This window comes from Arthrobacter sp. P1_H7, from assembly GCF_056405215.1.
The window spans coordinates 117293-131474 of the sequence record NZ_JBFUCO010000006.1 but is presented as its reverse complement, the minus strand read 5'-3'; the positions used below and the strand labels follow the sequence as shown (position 1 = coordinate 131474).

The window sequence follows — 14182 nt, the reverse complement described above, 5'->3', positions numbered from 1 at the left end:
ATTATGACTGCCTCACAATAAGGTGGGGCTAATAATGTCCGGCCGTGTCACGAGGCACTCCCGCTTCGACACTAGAGTTGCCCGGTGGGGACATTGTTGGCGGACATTACGCCGTTGCGTGAAAGTCCGGCCTTCCGCCGTCTGTGGCTGGGGTCCGCCGTCTCCGCCCTGGGCAGCCAGCTGACCCTGGTGGCGGTCAGCCTGGAGGTCTACCGGCTGACCCAGGACAGCCTCTACGTGGGGCTGCTGAGCCTCTTCGCCCTGGTGCCGCTGGTCTTTGCAGGCCTCCTGGGCGGTTCGATCGCCGACGCCCATGACCGCCGCACGGTAGCCCTCCTGGCCTCGTCCGTCCTCTGGCTGACCACCGCCGCGCTGGCCCTCCAGGCATGGCTGCAGCTGGGCAACGTGTGGCTGCTCTATGCGCTCGTGGCGGTGCAGAGCGGTGCCCAGGCCATCAACCAGCCGGCCCGCAGCGCCATCATCCCGGTGCTGGTGCGCAAGGAGTTGCTGCCGGCGGCGAACGCCCTGAGCATGATGATTTTCGGGCTGACCATGACCGCCGGCCCGCTGCTGGCCGGCGTGCTCGTGGCGTCCGTCGGGTTCGGCTGGACGTACACGATCGACGTCGTCAGCTTTGCGTTTGCATTCTGGGCCCTCCTGAAACTGCCTTCCATGCCGCCGGGCGAGCACGCCAGGCCGGCCGGGCTGCGTTCCGTGGTGGAGGGGTTCCGTTTCCTGGGCACCCGGCCCAACCTCCGCATGACGTTCGTGATCGACCTCGTGGCCATGGTCTTTGCCCAGCCCCGGGCGCTCCTGCCGGCCATCGGCGCGTTGATGATCGGCGGCGGTGAGGCCACGGTGGGGATCCTGTTGGCCTCGATGGCCGTCGGGGCGTTCCTGGCCGGCCTGTTCTCGGGGCCGCTGGGCGGCGTCCGCCGGCAGGGCGCCGCGGTGGTGTGGTCCGTGATGGGCTGGGGCGGCTCGGTGGCGGCCTTCGGCCTGGTGGTGGTCCTGGCCGGTCATTCCGGCGACGACGGCGTGGGTGTATGGCTTTTGCCCGCCGCCCTGTGCTGCGCGCTGGCCGGCATCGCGGATTCCGTGAGCGCAGTCTTCCGGACCACCATCCTGCAGGCCTCCACCCCGGACCACCTGCGCGGGCGGCTGCAGGGCGTGTTTGTGGTGGTGGTTGCCGGCGGACCCCGGATCGGGGACATGCTGGCAGGCGGCGCGACTAAACTTTTGAACGAGGGCTGGGTCCTGCTGCTCGGCGGCATGTTGTGCATAGCCGTGGCCTGGACATTGGCCCGCCAGCAGTGCGGATTCTTGCGGTACGACGCGCGGAACCCGGTACCGTAGCGGTTCGTTTTCCTTGGTAGGTCAGCAAAATACAGGGCATCAGCTTGCAGTACACGGATCAGGAGGACCAGTGCACAAGCATCACAACGGACTGAAGACCGCGGCGCTGTTCGGCGTACTGTGGGCGGTCCTGCTGGGCCTGGGTGCGTTCATCGCCGCGGGGACCCGCAGTGCCGCGCCGATCTGGATCATGGCCCTGATCGGCGTCGCCACCACGGCCTACGGGTACTGGAACAGCGACAAGCTCGCCATCCGTGCCATGCAGGCCTACMCCGTCACGGAGGCCGAGGCGCCCCAGCTGTACCAGATCGTCCGGGAGCTGTCCGGCCGGGCCAACCAGCCGATGCCGCGCATCTACGTCTCGCCCACCATGGCGCCGAATGCCTTCGCCACCGGCCGGAACCCGCAGAACGCGGCCGTCTGTTGCACCGAAGGCATCATGCGGCTGCTGGATGCCCGCGAACTGCGCGGCGTCCTCGGCCATGAACTGATGCACGTCTACAACCGGGACATCCTGACGGCGTCGGTGGCCGCCGCCGTCGCCGGCGTCATCACCTCGGTGGCGCAGATGATGCTGCTGTTCGGCGGCGGGGACCGCCGCAATGCGAACCCGTTCGCCGCCATCGCCATGGCGCTGCTGGCCCCGTTCGCCGCGTCCCTGATCCAGATGGCCATCTCGCGTACACGGGAGTACGACGCCGACGAGGACGGCTCGTCGCTGACCGGAGATCCGCTGGCGCTCGCCTCCGCCCTGCGCAAGATCGAGCAGGGCGTGCAGCTGGCCCCGCTGCCGCAGGATCAGCGGCTGGTCAACGCCTCGCACATGATGATCGCCAATCCGTAAACGGGCTGGCGACACCGGAATACCGGTGTCGCCAGCCCTTTTGCGCATCGTGCGGAATTTTGCGCCGCGGGCGGGCCGCTAGCTGCGGAAGTTCACGAACTGCCCGCTACTGGTTGGATGATGTTGACTGGCGCTGACTGGCGCAAGATACCGGCCCTTTTGGGGTTGGCTGTGACGGCACGAGAATGGCCCCTTGCGGACCTCTTGCGGACTTCCTGCGGACTGAGGCGCCCGGCTAGACGCGAGAAGACCCCCCAGAGGGGTAGCTGACGGGGCTTCTTTGCGTCTGCCGCCTAATGGCATGAACACGTGCAGTGGGCGGCGGGTTCCAGGAACTCGTAGTCAGGCTCTAGCTCCTCGTAGCGGGCGTGATGGAGCTAATGGCGTTGTCATGGCGCTTCCCAAGAATGCGTGTTCCATGCCTTAGTTGCTTAGGATTATTGATGTGCCCGGGCGCAAAATGATCGACTCGGAAAGTTCAAAAGGGAGACTTATGTCGGTTTCATATGTGGATGCGCAGGGTAAAAATGGCCAGTTCACGGACAAAGAGGGCCAGCGCTTTGCCTACCATGTTGTGGAGGGCTCGGGCGTGCTCCTTGTAATGAAGAAGGAGGGCAGCGACCTTTGGCAGGTGTTGAAGGAACTGTCACCAATCGGTTGGCGCGAAGTTCAGGGCACCCGGTTCAACCAGTTCCCAACCACCAACCCGGGGCCGGATGGCAGAATTTACTTTGCGCCCGCCGATAAGTCGAAGACTTCCTAGCGGGTTTTGAGACTATTGCCAAACGTTCCCAGTAGCTAAGAAGGTAGCAAGACTTGGAGCAGCAGATCGCGGATGACGCGGCCTACGGCTTCGTCACGCCGGCCGACGCGGACGACTAGACAGCCAAACAAGAAACCCCCGCCAGTCGCAAAGACTGGCGGGGGTTCTCTGTGCTTGGAGGTTAACGGACGACGTACGTCCGGCTGAACCGGTAGCTGACCTTGCCGTTCAATGTGCCCTTGACGCGGACGACGTACTTATCGCCTTTGCCTTCCCATGCCTTGGTGGTTTCATGCCAGCCGCCCGCGAAGATCTCGCCGTTCAAGAACCAGCGGTATTCCAGCTTGGTGCCCTTGGGCCAGCCGTACTTGTTCGCCCCCAGGATTGTTCCTGCGGTGACGTACACGGTGGACACGCCGGCTGTGCAACTCGCGGTAGTTTCTGCACATGACGAGGGGCACCAATTGAATTCCGTTGGACAGGTCGCGGCGCTCGCCGGGGCCGCCGCGGTGAGCGCTCCTGCTCCCAGGGCAACGGAAAGGGCGGCAGCTGCCGCCGCTTTACGGAAGAACGATCGTTTCAATGCTGGCACGGTTCCCCGCACCTCCTGTCGGTGGTTGGCAGATAATTTTTGGCTGCTGAACGCTTCCGACATACACCGTCTAAGGCGCCCCCAAGCCATGAGTATAACCACACGGGTCACACTGGCATCAAGGGCGCATTTGCTTAGGCTGGCAGGAACCCGGCCAAGCGGTTCCCCCAGCGGACGGGGCACCGCCGGTACTCCTCAATATCCCACTCGGAATCATTCACGCGCTCCACGTTGCCGGCGGGGATCCAGGCCCAGTGCCCGTGGTCCCCATCGTCAGCCCAGCGCACAAGGATGTGTGAGGGGTTCCAGCGTTCCGCGTGGGCGTAGACACTTACCGTGCCGCCGTCAGCCAATGGCAGGCTGGCCCTGATCTTCGGGTAGCTCCCGTACGTCCACGACTTAGCTTCTTCCGGTGAATGCCCCGGATCCGGTCTTAGATACTCGAAGGTCTCCCCGTCCAGGGTGAAGCTGGCCATGCCGTAAACATACCTGCCCCGCCCAAGCATCCGGGCCACAGCCGCCACGTCGATCTTCACCACCCGGGCGACACTAGGACAGGGCTAAGACAATGAATGTCCAAATGGTTGCCTCCCCGTCAAGCACCGGCCCTTGTCTTGGTCATTCGGTTAGGATGCACAAATGACTGAGACTTTGGCGAAAGATGATGAACTTGTAGACGCTTCCACGGTTGCAAGCTGGCTCCTGGCGCAGATTGAAGCTGTGGCTCCGCGGCACGCATACCAGAACCAGTTGGTAGCAAGAATCCGGAAGGACTTCGGCGCGGAGTGGTCATATCAGAATGACAACGGTAATTGGGCTATCAGCAAAGAGGTGCTCAAGGAGTTCGGCAAGCTCAAGTATCCCAACCTGCAGTGGCACAGCGGATCACAGGCATGGCAGGTAGTCAGTGATGAAGACCTGGCGCGCATTCTCGCCAGAAAGGACGGTGCCCGCGAGGCCAAGAAGGCGCGGGAGGCCGCGAAAGCAGCCCGCGCTGGGAGCTGACGTAAGGGCCGGAACAAGCAGGAAACCCCGCCAGCATGGTTAGCTGACGGGGGTTTGTTCGACACTCGGATCATGCTTCTAAGTCGTGCGACAGGAAGTCTTGCCGAACGGTCCTGTGTTGTACTGGTCGATGTAGTTGTAAGACCCGTGGCGCTCCGCCACCCACGCGGTAGCAGCGGTGGACGTTGACCACTCGATTCGGTAGTCGATGTAGTAGCTCCCGTAGTAGGGCTTCGTAGCGGTGTACGTCCACGTAAAGTTTGCGGGCGTTATGTCCGTGGCGTAAAACCAGCCGCTGTAACCGCTCCGCTCTAGGGTGTTTCCGTTCCTCGCATCCACAACGTAGGCCTGGTAGCGCACATATGATGCATCATTCCCAAAACCAGACCTGGCATTGAAAGCCCAAACCCGAGGCGGCTGCGCAGTCATCACGAGGTTGGAGGATGTTCCAAAAATCTTCCACTGGCACTTAACCGGCGACACCGTGTATGGACCGGGGTTACCCCCGCCGTTGTACAGATACGCATTAGCTGTCGGCGCCCCAGCCAAAGTTAGGGAGGTCAAGAACCCCAACGTGAGCAATAGGCCGACAATTGATTTTCTCAAGCGGCCGAGACGAGAATTTTCTTCGTTGATTGCCATGAGGTGCCTCCTTGAAAGTGGGAAACTTCTCTGAGAAGCCCCAGCCACTTTGTAGAGTGAGCGCAATCTAACAGTCGCAACGACCCGGCGCAATGCATGGACGACGATTTCCCCGAGTCCTAGACGCCGGGCGGAAGCTGCCAACACGGAACCCTGCAAGTCGCAAGCGAGCAGGGGGCGTCACTGGCTACCGGTACCGTGGACCTCGCCCGTAGCCTCCGGCCTTAACAAAGCTAAGGGGAAGCATGTCTGAAAAGCTCATGAAAGAACTTATTGAAGAAGTGAAGCGCCTTCACGACACGATCAGCGTCATGCAGCAGGACATTAACTGCATTCGCAACGGTGAGTACGACAAGCCACAGGGCGCGGCGCCTATGCCCTCCACGGCGCGCCCTGTGAAAACGGTTGAACTGGAGGCGAGCCAGGTCTGGTAACTCATACCGCGCGGGGTAAAACGAAGGGGCCGGGCGTGCCGCCGGCCCCTTCGCTCTGACTCTACCTGTTGTGCTTCCCGAAGTCGTCGGGCCTGAAACTGCCGTCTAGGACAGCAGCCCAAACCGCCGGGCCTTCGCCCCAGCCATAAACACGGCCCGCGACTGAAACCCTGTAGCAACTTCCACCCTTGAACCATCCCCGGACAGTGCCCCGTGGTAAATCCAGCACGCGAGACACAATCCGGTTCGGATCGGCGTCTGCTGGTGCCTCTACGGGCTCCGGGACTCGCCGCCTAGCCATGGGTTGCCACCGCGCTACGGTGAGCCGCCCAACGGCTGTTGTTCGCCTTCTGGGCCCTGATCTGGGCAACAGTCAGAGGCTTGGAATCGTCTTCCGCGGGCAAACCAAGGGCGCTAATCGTTTTCGCCAGTGAGTCCCGATGCTTACGGATCTCGTCATATACACGCGACACGACCGGCTGGCCAGTGCTGCCCTTGGTGATCAAATCGCCCTCCAAAATGGCAGTTCTGAGGACTTCTAGCTCATCCGCGGTCCTGCAAGCCTCCAAAAGCAACCGCAATTCAGGCGCGGTCAGCTCAAAAAAGTCCAAGGTGTCACGCCACAACTTCTTACCAACAGCCCGCAAATCCGCGGGGGCACTGGGTTTCCCAGCCATACAAACTCCTTCTGTGAATTGGAACAAGCGAAAAAACGGCCCCAAGGACCGCCGCACTTCCTAGAGACCTCACCGGCGGTCATGGTCAGGCACCCCTGAGCCTCCCCCGCCTGGGTAGGTGCGAGGTACAGTGACGCCCGCGCTGCGAGAGTCGCGGGCGTCACCTATCCGGGGTTGTTACCGTGTGGCTCTTGCTGCCTGCTCGAATGCAAGCGGGCTGTCCTGCTGGTAGGCGGCGATGCGTGCGGCTTCGGCCTGTGCCTGTTCCTTCTGCGTCTTGGTTCGCGCTGTCTCTGCCATCTTCTGGGCTTCGGCCTTGGTGTTGAGGTGGAGGGTGAAGCCCGCGCGTGCCAGGTTGTGCAGTCCGTGGCCTACTCCGGTGTACTGTGCTTCTGCCTGCCAGAGCTGGGCCTGCGTGTGGTCGCCGCTGATGTAGTGGAGGTAGGCGCTGGTGTTGTCCCGCTCGGCTTCGGCAATGACGGCGCGGGCGTTGATGATCTGCGTCATGGCTGTCTTGGCTGCGGCGAGGTTGTGCCAGGCGTTGACTGCTTCCATGCCGGCGTTGAGGATGTCGCGCTCGTTGGCGTCGGCTGCGAAGTGTTTGCCTGCGGTCTGAATGACAGCGGCGGCTTCGTCGAACGCGGGGCGGAGGGCGGTCACAAGCTGGTCTGCGTTGGCCTTGAGTGCTCCGAAGTACAGCGAATTGATGGCCGACTGTGTGCCTTCCGCTGCGGTGATGATGCGTTCCGCGGCCATGATGGCAATTGCGGAGTCAGTGAGTTTCGCGCCGATGTTCTTGGGCGTGACGGTCCCGGAGAGGATCCCGTCATGGAGATCTTGCACGGCGGGGCTGTGGGTTGCCGCGAGTGCGGCGTTAGCTAGGGTGCTTGCGTCCTGGCATTCTTTGGGAAGGTCGATGCTAAGGCCGGTGAAGGTGCGGTCGATGCGGCGGATTTCTGCGAACACGGGGTTTCTCCTAGAGGTTGGTGGTGATCGTTGCGCCGATTGCGGCGGCGATGGTGCCAGTCAGGCCGTCGCTGTTGAGAGCGAGCGGTTCGGGTGCTGTGCGCGGTTCAGATGCGGCGGCGGTGGTGAGGCAGGGGCCGTCTCCGCGGTTCAATTCGCAGATGATGACGCGCTTGATTTCGAAACATTGGCAGGGATTCATACGGCGGGCCTGTCTAGTTGGTCGCGTATTTGCGGTGAATGCTGAGGGCGTCGGCTATTTCGTTTGCGAGCCGTAGGGCTTCTGCCGCCGGTAGTACGGCTTGGATAACACCGCCGCCGTGGAGTACGACGGCGGGTTCCTGGCCGCCGTCTGGGGTGAGGAGTAGGCCAGTCTTGGCTCCGTAACTGGCGGCCTGCCTGATGTTGAATTCATGGCGGTCCGGCTTGGAAGCGAACATTAGTTGTCCCTTGCGGGGTGGTGGTTTGTTAGATCGAGGGTGCAGCCGCTGCGGTGAGTGCCGGGGATCCTGGCAGGGGTTGTTCCGGGTTGCCGTTGGCGTCGGTGGATGTCCGGGGGTTCGCCGCGCGAGAGGTCATGAAGTCCAGCCATAGTCAGTTTCCTGCTTTCGATGAGGCGCCGTATCCGGGGGTGATTGCTGCTAGCTGCGTCTCGGCGGTGGTTGCGCGGCCTCTCCAGTGATTCGTTTCCTGCTGGAACTTTTCTCGGTATAGCGCCGCCTGTGCCGGGTAATCCCAGCGCTCGAGGACTTTCTCCGTGTATTCGTAGGCCATTACGGCGCCTTCCTGTTTTTGCGTTCTTTGTCTACTGCTGCACGCGGGCATGAACATGACGCAGGGGATGGTCGCGAAGTTGGAGCGGGGCGCAAGGCCAACGTCCGTGGGTGAATTGGCGGTGCTGGGGCAAGTATTCGGCGTGACTTCGGCGGAGCTACTGGAACGTGACACACTTTCGCCGGACGTTGCCCGACTCGCGGAGCTTCGGGTCCGAGTTTTGTCGGCGGAAGCGGCCGTTATTGAGTTAGCCGGCCGCTGGGCGCAGGCCGACACTGCGCTAGAGGTCGGTCGGGAAAAGCTCCGCGGGGCCATTCGCGTGTTCCAGGAGTGCATCGAAGGCGTTATCCGATCGGAGGAGCCATCTGACTGGGGAGACGCATACGAGCCCATCGACATCGATGCGTACGTTGATGAGGTGACCACTCGTGGCAAGCATCCAGAAAAGGGATAACGGGTCCTGGCGGGCGCGCTATCGTGACGCAGCGGGTAAGGAGCACGCGAGGCACTTTTCCCGGAAGATAGACGCTCAGCGGTGGCTTGATGAAGTAACGGCCTCAGTGGTCACGGGCCGGTATGTGGATCCGAAGGCCGGGAACATCACCTATGCCCAGTGGTTTGAGCAATGGGCCGCAGTCCAGGTGTGGGCCACCGGGACCAAGCTGAAAGCCGAACAAGCCCTGGCAATAGCCATGTTCCGCGAATCGCAGATCCGGACGATCCTGCCGTCCCACGTGCAGGCTTGGGTCAAAGGGATGTCCGCGAGGCTGGCGCCGGCCACTGTGAAGGTCTACTACAACATCGTCAGCTCCGCCTTCCGGGCTGCGGTCACGGACAAGATCATCGCGGAAAACCCCTGTGCGGGCGCGAAGCTGCCCCGTGAGCGGCGCCGTGAAGCAGCGATGACAATTCCCACGGCGGAGCAGCTGGGGGACGCGCTGGAGGCCGCTCCGGACTGGTTCGCCCCCTTCATCTCCGTCTGCGCTTTCGCGGGGCTGCGCCTGGGCGAAGCAGCAGGCCTGCAACTGGCGGACGTGGATTTCCTGCGCAGGACCATTAGTGTTTCTCGGCAGATCCAAGGAAGCACCAAAGCTTCGGCGGAGGTCGTCCCGCCCAAGCATGGCTCCGAACGGGTTGTCTACGTGGCCGATGAACTGGTCCAGGTCCTAGCCATACACGTCGAAACAGTCGGCGTCTTCGGCGATGAGCAATGGCTGTTCGGGTACGGCGGAACCTACTTCAACCGCAACTCAGCGGCCGACCGCTGGCGGCAGGTCCGCGAAGCCTCCGGCATAGGGGAGTTCACCCTTCACGACCTCCGGCACTTTTACGCTTCCGGCCTCATCGCCGATGGGTGCGACGTCGTCACCGTGCAGCGGGCACTCGGCCACGCAGTGCCTTCGATCACCCTGAACACTTACTCCCACCTCTGGCCGACTGCCGAAGACAAAACAAGGACCGCAGGATCAAGGCTGATCGCTGCGGTCCTTAAGATTCCTGCGGACTCTGTGCGGACTACGGAAGCAACTTCCCTGTAATCACGCGGCAGGATTGGTCCTAGCTGCGGAAGTTCACGAACTGCAGGTCGGCCTCGTCGAAGCCCTTCAGCAGGTTCATGGTCTCCTGGAGGTCATCCCGGGACTTCGACGTCACGCGGAGCTCGTCTCCCTGGATCTGTGACTTGACGGACTTGGGGGCCTCGTCGCGGATCAGCTTGTTGATCTTCTTGGCGAGGTCCTGGGCGATGCCCTCCTTGATGGAGGCCTCGAGCCGGAATTCCTTGCCGGAGGCGTAGGGCTCGCCGGTGTCGAGGGATTTGAGCGAAATGCCGCGGCGGATGAGCTTGGACTGCAGCACATCGAGCACCGCGAGCACGCGTTCCTCGGAGTTGGCCTTCATCAGGATCTTCTCGCCGCTGAAATCGACCTCGGCGCCGACGCCCTTGAAGTCGTAGCGCTGGGCAATTTCCTTCTGCGCCTGGTTCAGCGCGTTGGCGACTTCCTGCTTGTCTACCTTGCTGACGACGTCGAACGTGGATTCGCCTGCCATGACTTTCCTCCTGATGGTTGCCGGGTGCCTGAGTGAGGCCGGGATGTCTGCATTCCAGACTAGTACGGATGCCCCCGAAGTGGCGGCCGGCGTTGCGTCCCGGGTTTCACAGTCCGCTCATAGCTCAATCACGGCGGGAACGAAGCCGGGCTGGCCAGAGTTGCAAGAGTTGGAACCGATGCTGAAAGGCAAGAACATGCACCAAAAGGCCGTCCGCTACGTCAACCGCACCACCGCCGCCGCTGCCAGCACCCTGGCCGCGACGGCGAGCTCCGTTGCCGCCGCCGCGCTGGCGGCCTCCATCATCCTGAGCCCGGCGGCCGACGCATCAGTCCGCATGGACGGGGTCCATACGGACCTGGCCCGCGCCGTGGAGCTGAACCAGGTCACCGCAGAGCAGGCGGCACGATTCGAAGCAAGGCTGGCCGGACGGATTCTCGGCGAGGCCTGAATTTCCGCGGATTTTGGCCCATTTTTGGCCCTTTTCTGATCTACTGAGGCGCCGATTCGATTCTTCGGCCGAAGTTCTGTAAAGTTGTCTTGCCCGCGGGTGCTGGAAGCGGAACGGACTGGAAACAGGCGTTCCGGGACTGGAACCGCGAGTGATCTTCTTTTGAAGTTCGGCAGATTACCCGAGCGGCCAAAGGGGGCTGACTGTAAATCAGCTGGCAACGCCTACGGGGGTTCGAATCCCTCATCTGCCACCCTTGGAAAAGCCTCCGGAACCATTAGGTTCCGGAGGCTTTTTCTTTGTCCCCGGCTCAAAGGCCCTGCTCAGTCGATCGGTGGATTTGGAATGGCCACCGTGGCGCCGGCGGGCGGAATCCATTCGCCGCCCGTCAACAGGTCCAGGTTGGCTATCCGCAGGGCATAGAGCGGGACACCGTAGCGGCTCGCGATGCCCGCGGGAGTGTCTCCGGCGCTCGCCCTGTACAGGAGCCGTCCCTGGCCGTCCTGCCCGGTCACACTGCCACCGGCCCCCAACTGGGGCACGTCCACCCCTCTGAGGTCGATGATCGCGCCGGCGGCAACGGACTCTGCTTCGTTGAAGCTCCTGAGGATCTCCGGAGTCATCCGGAAGTGGGCGGCGATGCCCTCCCACGTGTCGCCGTCGACGGCCGTGTAGCGCATCGGCTGGAGGAACCCGTTCAATTCGGTCGCCCCCTGCAGGCCTCCGGACGCCCGGGATGCTGCGGGGGCGGACGCCGCCGGCCGCCCCGCCGGCACTCCGCCCGGGGCATCCGTGCCGGAAGAACAGGCTGCCAACAGAATGGCGAGAGCCGCCGCGAGAACCGCGGCAAGAAGAACTGCGGCGGCCGGCCGGACCCGATGTGCACCGGAATCGAGATTCACCCTGGGTGTCCTGTCGCTCGGGGCCTCCCCCCGAGGCCCGTTGCGCCAATTATTCCATACGTTTTATGAAACCCTGCGTACCGGCAGGCAGGGCCTGCACGTTCGGTATAGTGCCGGTCATGGACGACAAAACGATCTTGCACACCTACCTGCGCACCCGGCGCCAAGACCTCCTCGGGAAGCTCGAAGGCCTCAGCGAGTACGACGTGCGCCGGCCCCTCACACCCACGGGAACCAACCTGCTGGGACTGGTCAAGCACGTGGCCAGCGTCGAACTCGGCTACTTTGGCGAGGTCTTCGGCCGTCCCAGCGAGCTGAAGCTGCCGTGGTTCGCCGACGACGCGGAGCCGGATGCCGACATGTGGGCAGCCCCCGGCGAGACGCGGGAGCAGATCACTGAGCTGCACCGGCTCTCGGCGGCCCACAGCGATGCCACCATCGAGGACCTTCCGCTCGACGCGCCCGGTGTGGTGCCCTGGTGGCCGGACGAGCGCAAGCACGTGACCCTGCAGCAGATCCTCGTGCACATGTGCGTGGAGACCGCCCACCACCTCGGACACGCCGACATCCTGCGCGAACTCATCGACGGCAGCGCAGGCCAGCGTCCGGGGGATCCGAACCTTTCGCCGCGCACCGCCGAGGGGTGGGCCGTGCACCGGGCCCGCATCGAGGCGGCCGCCGTCGCTGCCGAAGCGGAGGCGGCAGGCCGCTAGTACCGCCGCTAGTACGGGCAGGTAGGAGCAGCCAACAGCAGCCGGCGAACACTGCCGCGACGGCCGCCGGCGACGCCGCATCGTTTCTGCAAGCAAAATCTCAGTTTTCGGCGCGGAGCCAACGTAGGGTAGTCCGGTCCGCTGTTGAAGAAGAAGGAGCATTCGTGAAGTCGTTTGCCTGTGGTGATGTGGTTCCCGGTTGTGACGCCCGCTGGGTGTGCAGTACCGACGATGAAATTCTGGTCAATGTGGCCGCCCACGCGGCGTCCGCACATGGGCTGGAGGAGCTGCCGGCCGACGTCGTGCAGTCGATCCACAGAGCCATCGTTCCCGTTAGTTGATTCACGAGGCAGGCGGCCTCCCGCCCGACGCCGGGGCCGCACCGGGCCCGGATTGGGAGGAGCAGCTGGCGGCCGCCTGCCGGGGTGTTGGCCTTTCCGCGGCCTACCAGCCCATTGTTGATACCGCGCGCGGCACCGTGGTGGGCTATGAGGCCCTCGCCCGGTTCCCGGGCTTCGCCGAAAAAAATCCTGAGGTATGGTTTGCCGCCGCGCACACGCATGGCCTGGCAGCCGAGCTCGAGGCCGCAGCCTTGCGGGCGGCGCTCGCGGCGCGCCCCACCCTGCCGCCGAACTGCTTCCTGACCCTCAACGTCTCACCGGAGCTGCTGCTGACGGAGGAGATCCGTGGCATCTGGCGCGGCCAGGGCAACCTTGGCGGGCTGGTGGTCGAGCTGACGGAGCAGACCCCGATCGACTCCTATCTGGAGCTCGAGCCCGACCTCAACCAGCTGCGCGCCGCCGGCGCGCTGATCGCCGTCGACGACGCCGGTGCCGGCTATGCCGGGCTCCGGCACCTCCTGGCCCTGCGGCCCTCGCTGATCAAACTCGACCGTGAACTGATCCAGGATGTTGACCGGGACGAGGCCAAGCGTGCCCTGATCTCCATGCTCGGAACCTTCGCCAGCCGCGTCGATGCCTGGATCCTGGCCGAGGGAGTGGAGCGCGTGGAGGAACTGGACGCCCTCGTCGCCCTCGGTGTGCCCCTGGTGCAGGGGTACTGCCTGGCCCGGCCCGGTCCCGCGTGGGAACAGATCGATCTCGACGTTGCCCACCGTCTGGCGTCCAAACCCCCGGCCACGCAGCAGAGCATCGTCCGGGACATCGTGGAACCCGCGACGACGGCCGCCACCACTGCGACGGCGGCGGCCGCGTTTGATAACAACCCGGCCCTGCAGTCGGTGGTGCTGATGGGCGAGCATTTGCGGCCCGTTGCGGTGCTCGACCCCTCAGCGGCGGCCCTGGGCGTGGTGAGCCCGGGAATGCGGGTCAACCTGGACACACCGCTCAGCGAGGCCCTGGCACGTTCCATGACGCGGACCCAGTCCAGCCGGTTTGACCCCCTGCTGGTGACGGACAACGCCGGCCGCTTCGCCGGCGTCGCGCGCATGGAACGGATGATTACGGCGCTGGCGGCGGACAGCTAACCCGTCGGGGCCGGACCGCCGGGTTGTCCTTCCAGCGGCTGGTCTTCCAGGAGCTGGTCCGTGGCGGGATCGGGCAGGCCATCGAAGTAGCGGTCCAGGACGTCGCGGAACACGGGTTCGCCGGGCGCGGCGCGCCGGAACAGCGTCATGGACGAGTGCAGCTTCCGGGCATCGATGCCGCCGAAAATTTGCACCGCGGACCGCCCCTGAAGGTCGGCCACTGCGGCGGCAGCCTCCCGCAGCCGCGGGCCAAGGACGCCGTGCCGGGAATAGGCACGGGCCTCGGCCAGGGAGGAGATGGCGTACCTCCGGGCGGTTTCGCTGCGGCCCAGGCCCGCGAACTGGGGGAAAACGAACCACATCCAGTGACTCCTCTTCATGCCCGACCGCAACTCCGCCAGGGCGTGCCCGTAGGTTCCGCCGGCGTCCTGGGCCGCCACGAACCGTTCAAGATCGTAAGGGTCTTCCATGCCCGCTAGGCTACGTCCCCCGGTGCCGGAGTGACAGCACAGCGACAGGCCGCCCGCG

The 14182-nt window shown here is 63.9% G+C and carries 21 protein-coding genes, 1 tRNA gene and 1 pseudogene; 12 read left to right on the top strand and 11 right to left on the bottom strand.

The window, feature by feature from the left end; genetic code table 11:
• The first annotated feature begins 84 nt into the window (after nt 1–84).
• The 3 genes and pseudogenes from AC1DXI_RS08535 to AC1DXI_RS08525 all read left to right on the top strand — a co-directional run bounded on the left by AC1DXI_RS08535 (nt 85) and on the right by AC1DXI_RS08525 (nt 2963).
• A complete protein-coding gene (locus tag AC1DXI_RS08535) occupies nt 85–1356 on the top strand; it encodes an MFS transporter (RefSeq protein ID WP_476938219.1) in 1272 nt (423 codons plus the stop codon).
• A gap of 70 nt (nt 1357–1426) precedes the next feature.
• A pseudogene (gene htpX, locus AC1DXI_RS08530) lies at nt 1427–2197 on the top strand (zinc metalloprotease HtpX); the annotation flags it as partial.
• Nucleotides 2198–2693: 496 nt separating this feature from the next.
• Nucleotides 2694–2963: a hypothetical protein gene (locus AC1DXI_RS08525; RefSeq protein ID WP_476938218.1), complete on the top strand. Its 270-nt coding sequence runs from the start codon at nt 2694–2696 to the stop codon at nt 2961–2963.
• A gap of 181 nt (nt 2964–3144) precedes the next feature.
• On the opposite strand, the gene AC1DXI_RS08520 is transcribed toward AC1DXI_RS08525, so the two are convergent.
• Together AC1DXI_RS08520 and AC1DXI_RS08515 are read right to left on the bottom strand one after the other, a co-directional pair.
• On the bottom strand, nt 3145–3378 hold the full coding sequence (locus tag AC1DXI_RS08520; RefSeq protein ID WP_476938217.1) for a hypothetical protein: 234 nt from the start codon (nt 3376–3378) through the stop codon (nt 3145–3147).
• A gap of 311 nt (nt 3379–3689) precedes the next feature.
• Complete coding sequence (locus AC1DXI_RS08515; RefSeq protein ID WP_476938216.1) at nt 3690–4094, bottom strand: hypothetical protein; 405 nt, start codon at nt 4092–4094, stop codon at nt 3690–3692.
• 100 nt (nt 4095–4194) lie between these two features.
• Between AC1DXI_RS08515 and AC1DXI_RS08510 the strand changes: the two genes are divergently transcribed.
• Entirely contained in the window at nt 4195–4560 is a 366-nt protein-coding gene (locus AC1DXI_RS08510; protein ID WP_476938215.1) for a DUF6953 family protein, read from the top strand.
• A gap of 78 nt (nt 4561–4638) precedes the next feature.
• Here the strand turns inward: AC1DXI_RS08510 and AC1DXI_RS08505 are convergent, their stop codons facing one another.
• Complete coding sequence (locus AC1DXI_RS08505) at nt 4639–5202, bottom strand: hypothetical protein (protein WP_476938214.1); 564 nt, start codon at nt 5200–5202, stop codon at nt 4639–4641.
• A 245-nt stretch (nt 5203–5447) separates the two neighbouring features.
• Between AC1DXI_RS08505 and AC1DXI_RS08500 the strand changes: the two genes are divergently transcribed.
• Nucleotides 5448–5636, top strand: a complete 189-nt coding sequence (locus AC1DXI_RS08500) for a hypothetical protein (RefSeq protein ID WP_476938213.1) — start codon at nt 5448–5450, stop codon at nt 5634–5636.
• 293 nt (nt 5637–5929) lie between these two features.
• Here AC1DXI_RS08500 and AC1DXI_RS08495 read toward each other — a convergent pair whose 3' ends face one another.
• From AC1DXI_RS08495 to AC1DXI_RS08475, 5 genes are all read right to left on the bottom strand, one after another.
• Nucleotides 5930–6313, bottom strand: a complete 384-nt coding sequence (locus AC1DXI_RS08495; protein ID WP_476938212.1) for a hypothetical protein — start codon at nt 6311–6313, stop codon at nt 5930–5932.
• A 177-nt stretch (nt 6314–6490) separates the two neighbouring features.
• Complete coding sequence (locus tag AC1DXI_RS08490) at nt 6491–7279, bottom strand: hypothetical protein (protein ID WP_476938211.1); 789 nt, start codon at nt 7277–7279, stop codon at nt 6491–6493.
• A 10-nt stretch (nt 7280–7289) separates the two neighbouring features.
• Nucleotides 7290–7481: a hypothetical protein gene (locus tag AC1DXI_RS08485; RefSeq protein WP_476938210.1), complete on the bottom strand. Its 192-nt coding sequence runs from the start codon at nt 7479–7481 to the stop codon at nt 7290–7292.
• A 13-nt stretch (nt 7482–7494) separates the two neighbouring features.
• A complete protein-coding gene (locus AC1DXI_RS08480) occupies nt 7495–7719 on the bottom strand; it encodes a hypothetical protein (RefSeq protein ID WP_476938209.1) in 225 nt (74 codons plus the stop codon).
• Between the two features lie 154 nt (nt 7720–7873).
• Nucleotides 7874–8053: a hypothetical protein gene (locus tag AC1DXI_RS08475; RefSeq protein WP_476938208.1), complete on the bottom strand. Its 180-nt coding sequence runs from the start codon at nt 8051–8053 to the stop codon at nt 7874–7876.
• 49 nt (nt 8054–8102) lie between these two features.
• On the opposite strand from AC1DXI_RS08475, the gene AC1DXI_RS08470 reads away from it, so the two are divergent.
• Nucleotides 8103–8507: a hypothetical protein gene (locus AC1DXI_RS08470; RefSeq protein ID WP_476938207.1), complete on the top strand. Its 405-nt coding sequence runs from the start codon at nt 8103–8105 to the stop codon at nt 8505–8507.
• Nucleotides 8508–8613: 106 nt separating this feature from the next.
• Nucleotides 8614–9591: a tyrosine-type recombinase/integrase gene (locus AC1DXI_RS08465; RefSeq protein ID WP_476938206.1), complete on the top strand. Its 978-nt coding sequence runs from the start codon at nt 8614–8616 to the stop codon at nt 9589–9591.
• 19 nt (nt 9592–9610) lie between these two features.
• Here AC1DXI_RS08465 and AC1DXI_RS08460 read toward each other — a convergent pair whose 3' ends face one another.
• Nucleotides 9611–10102 carry a YajQ family cyclic di-GMP-binding protein gene (locus AC1DXI_RS08460; protein WP_018773569.1) on the bottom strand — a complete coding sequence of 164 codons (492 nt, stop codon included), beginning with the start codon at nt 10100–10102 and terminating at the stop codon, nt 9611–9613.
• 196 nt (nt 10103–10298) lie between these two features.
• On the opposite strand from AC1DXI_RS08460, the gene AC1DXI_RS08455 reads away from it, so the two are divergent.
• Together AC1DXI_RS08455 and AC1DXI_RS08450 are read left to right on the top strand one after the other, a co-directional pair.
• Nucleotides 10299–10553, top strand: a complete 255-nt coding sequence (locus tag AC1DXI_RS08455; protein WP_028276970.1) for a hypothetical protein — start codon at nt 10299–10301, stop codon at nt 10551–10553.
• Between the two features lie 171 nt (nt 10554–10724).
• A tRNA-Tyr gene (locus AC1DXI_RS08450) sits at nt 10725–10806 on the top strand.
• A gap of 70 nt (nt 10807–10876) precedes the next feature.
• Here AC1DXI_RS08450 and AC1DXI_RS08445 read toward each other — a convergent pair.
• Complete coding sequence (locus tag AC1DXI_RS08445) at nt 10877–11455, bottom strand: LysM peptidoglycan-binding domain-containing protein (RefSeq protein WP_476938205.1); 579 nt, start codon at nt 11453–11455, stop codon at nt 10877–10879.
• A gap of 119 nt (nt 11456–11574) precedes the next feature.
• On the opposite strand from AC1DXI_RS08445, the gene AC1DXI_RS08440 reads away from it, so the two are divergent.
• The 3 genes from AC1DXI_RS08440 (at nt 11575) to AC1DXI_RS08430 (ending at nt 13654) form a co-directional block, all read left to right on the top strand.
• Nucleotides 11575–12168 (top strand): DinB family protein, encoded by a 594-nt coding sequence (locus AC1DXI_RS08440; RefSeq protein WP_476938204.1) that lies wholly within the window; start codon nt 11575–11577, stop codon nt 12166–12168.
• Between the two features lie 164 nt (nt 12169–12332).
• Nucleotides 12333–12509, top strand: coding sequence for a DUF1059 domain-containing protein (locus AC1DXI_RS08435; protein ID WP_079550056.1), 177 nt, complete (start codon nt 12333–12335; stop codon nt 12507–12509).
• Complete coding sequence (locus tag AC1DXI_RS08430) at nt 12506–13654, top strand: EAL domain-containing protein (RefSeq protein WP_476938203.1); 1149 nt, start codon at nt 12506–12508, stop codon at nt 13652–13654. The genes AC1DXI_RS08435 and AC1DXI_RS08430 overlap by 4 nt, the downstream gene beginning before the upstream one ends.
• On the opposite strand, the gene AC1DXI_RS08425 is transcribed toward AC1DXI_RS08430, so the two are convergent.
• On the bottom strand, nt 13651–14124 hold the full coding sequence (locus AC1DXI_RS08425; protein ID WP_476938202.1) for a DUF1810 domain-containing protein: 474 nt from the start codon (nt 14122–14124) through the stop codon (nt 13651–13653). The two genes, AC1DXI_RS08430 and AC1DXI_RS08425, sit on opposite strands and share 4 nt — an antisense overlap.
• Nucleotides 14125–14182: the final 58 nt, after the last annotated feature.

Coding starts and splice junctions, on each gene's coding strand:
- AC1DXI_RS08525 (WP_476938218.1), top strand. CDS start 2,694: ATGTCGGTTTCATATGTGGATGCGCAGGGTAAAAATGGCCAGTTCACG.
- AC1DXI_RS08510 (WP_476938215.1), top strand. CDS start 4,195: ATGACTGAGACTTTGGCGAAAGATGATGAACTTGTAGACGCTTCCACG.
- AC1DXI_RS08505 (WP_476938214.1), bottom strand. CDS start 5,202: ATGGCAATCAACGAAGAAAATTCTCGTCTCGGCCGCTTGAGAAAATCA.
- AC1DXI_RS08500 (WP_476938213.1), top strand. CDS start 5,448: ATGTCTGAAAAGCTCATGAAAGAACTTATTGAAGAAGTGAAGCGCCTT.
- AC1DXI_RS08495 (WP_476938212.1), bottom strand. CDS start 6,313: ATGGCTGGGAAACCCAGTGCCCCCGCGGATTTGCGGGCTGTTGGTAAG.
- AC1DXI_RS08485 (WP_476938210.1), bottom strand. CDS start 7,481: ATGAATCCCTGCCAATGTTTCGAAATCAAGCGCGTCATCATCTGCGAA.
- AC1DXI_RS08480 (WP_476938209.1), bottom strand. CDS start 7,719: ATGTTCGCTTCCAAGCCGGACCGCCATGAATTCAACATCAGGCAGGCC.
- AC1DXI_RS08475 (WP_476938208.1), bottom strand. CDS start 8,053: ATGGCCTACGAATACACGGAGAAAGTCCTCGAGCGCTGGGATTACCCG.
- AC1DXI_RS08470 (WP_476938207.1), top strand. CDS start 8,103: ATGAACATGACGCAGGGGATGGTCGCGAAGTTGGAGCGGGGCGCAAGG.
- AC1DXI_RS08460 (WP_018773569.1), bottom strand. CDS start 10,102: ATGGCAGGCGAATCCACGTTCGACGTCGTCAGCAAGGTAGACAAGCAG.
- AC1DXI_RS08455 (WP_028276970.1), top strand. CDS start 10,299: ATGCACCAAAAGGCCGTCCGCTACGTCAACCGCACCACCGCCGCCGCT.
- AC1DXI_RS08440 (WP_476938204.1), top strand. CDS start 11,575: ATGGACGACAAAACGATCTTGCACACCTACCTGCGCACCCGGCGCCAA.
- AC1DXI_RS08425 (WP_476938202.1), bottom strand. CDS start 14,124: ATGGAAGACCCTTACGATCTTGAACGGTTCGTGGCGGCCCAGGACGCC.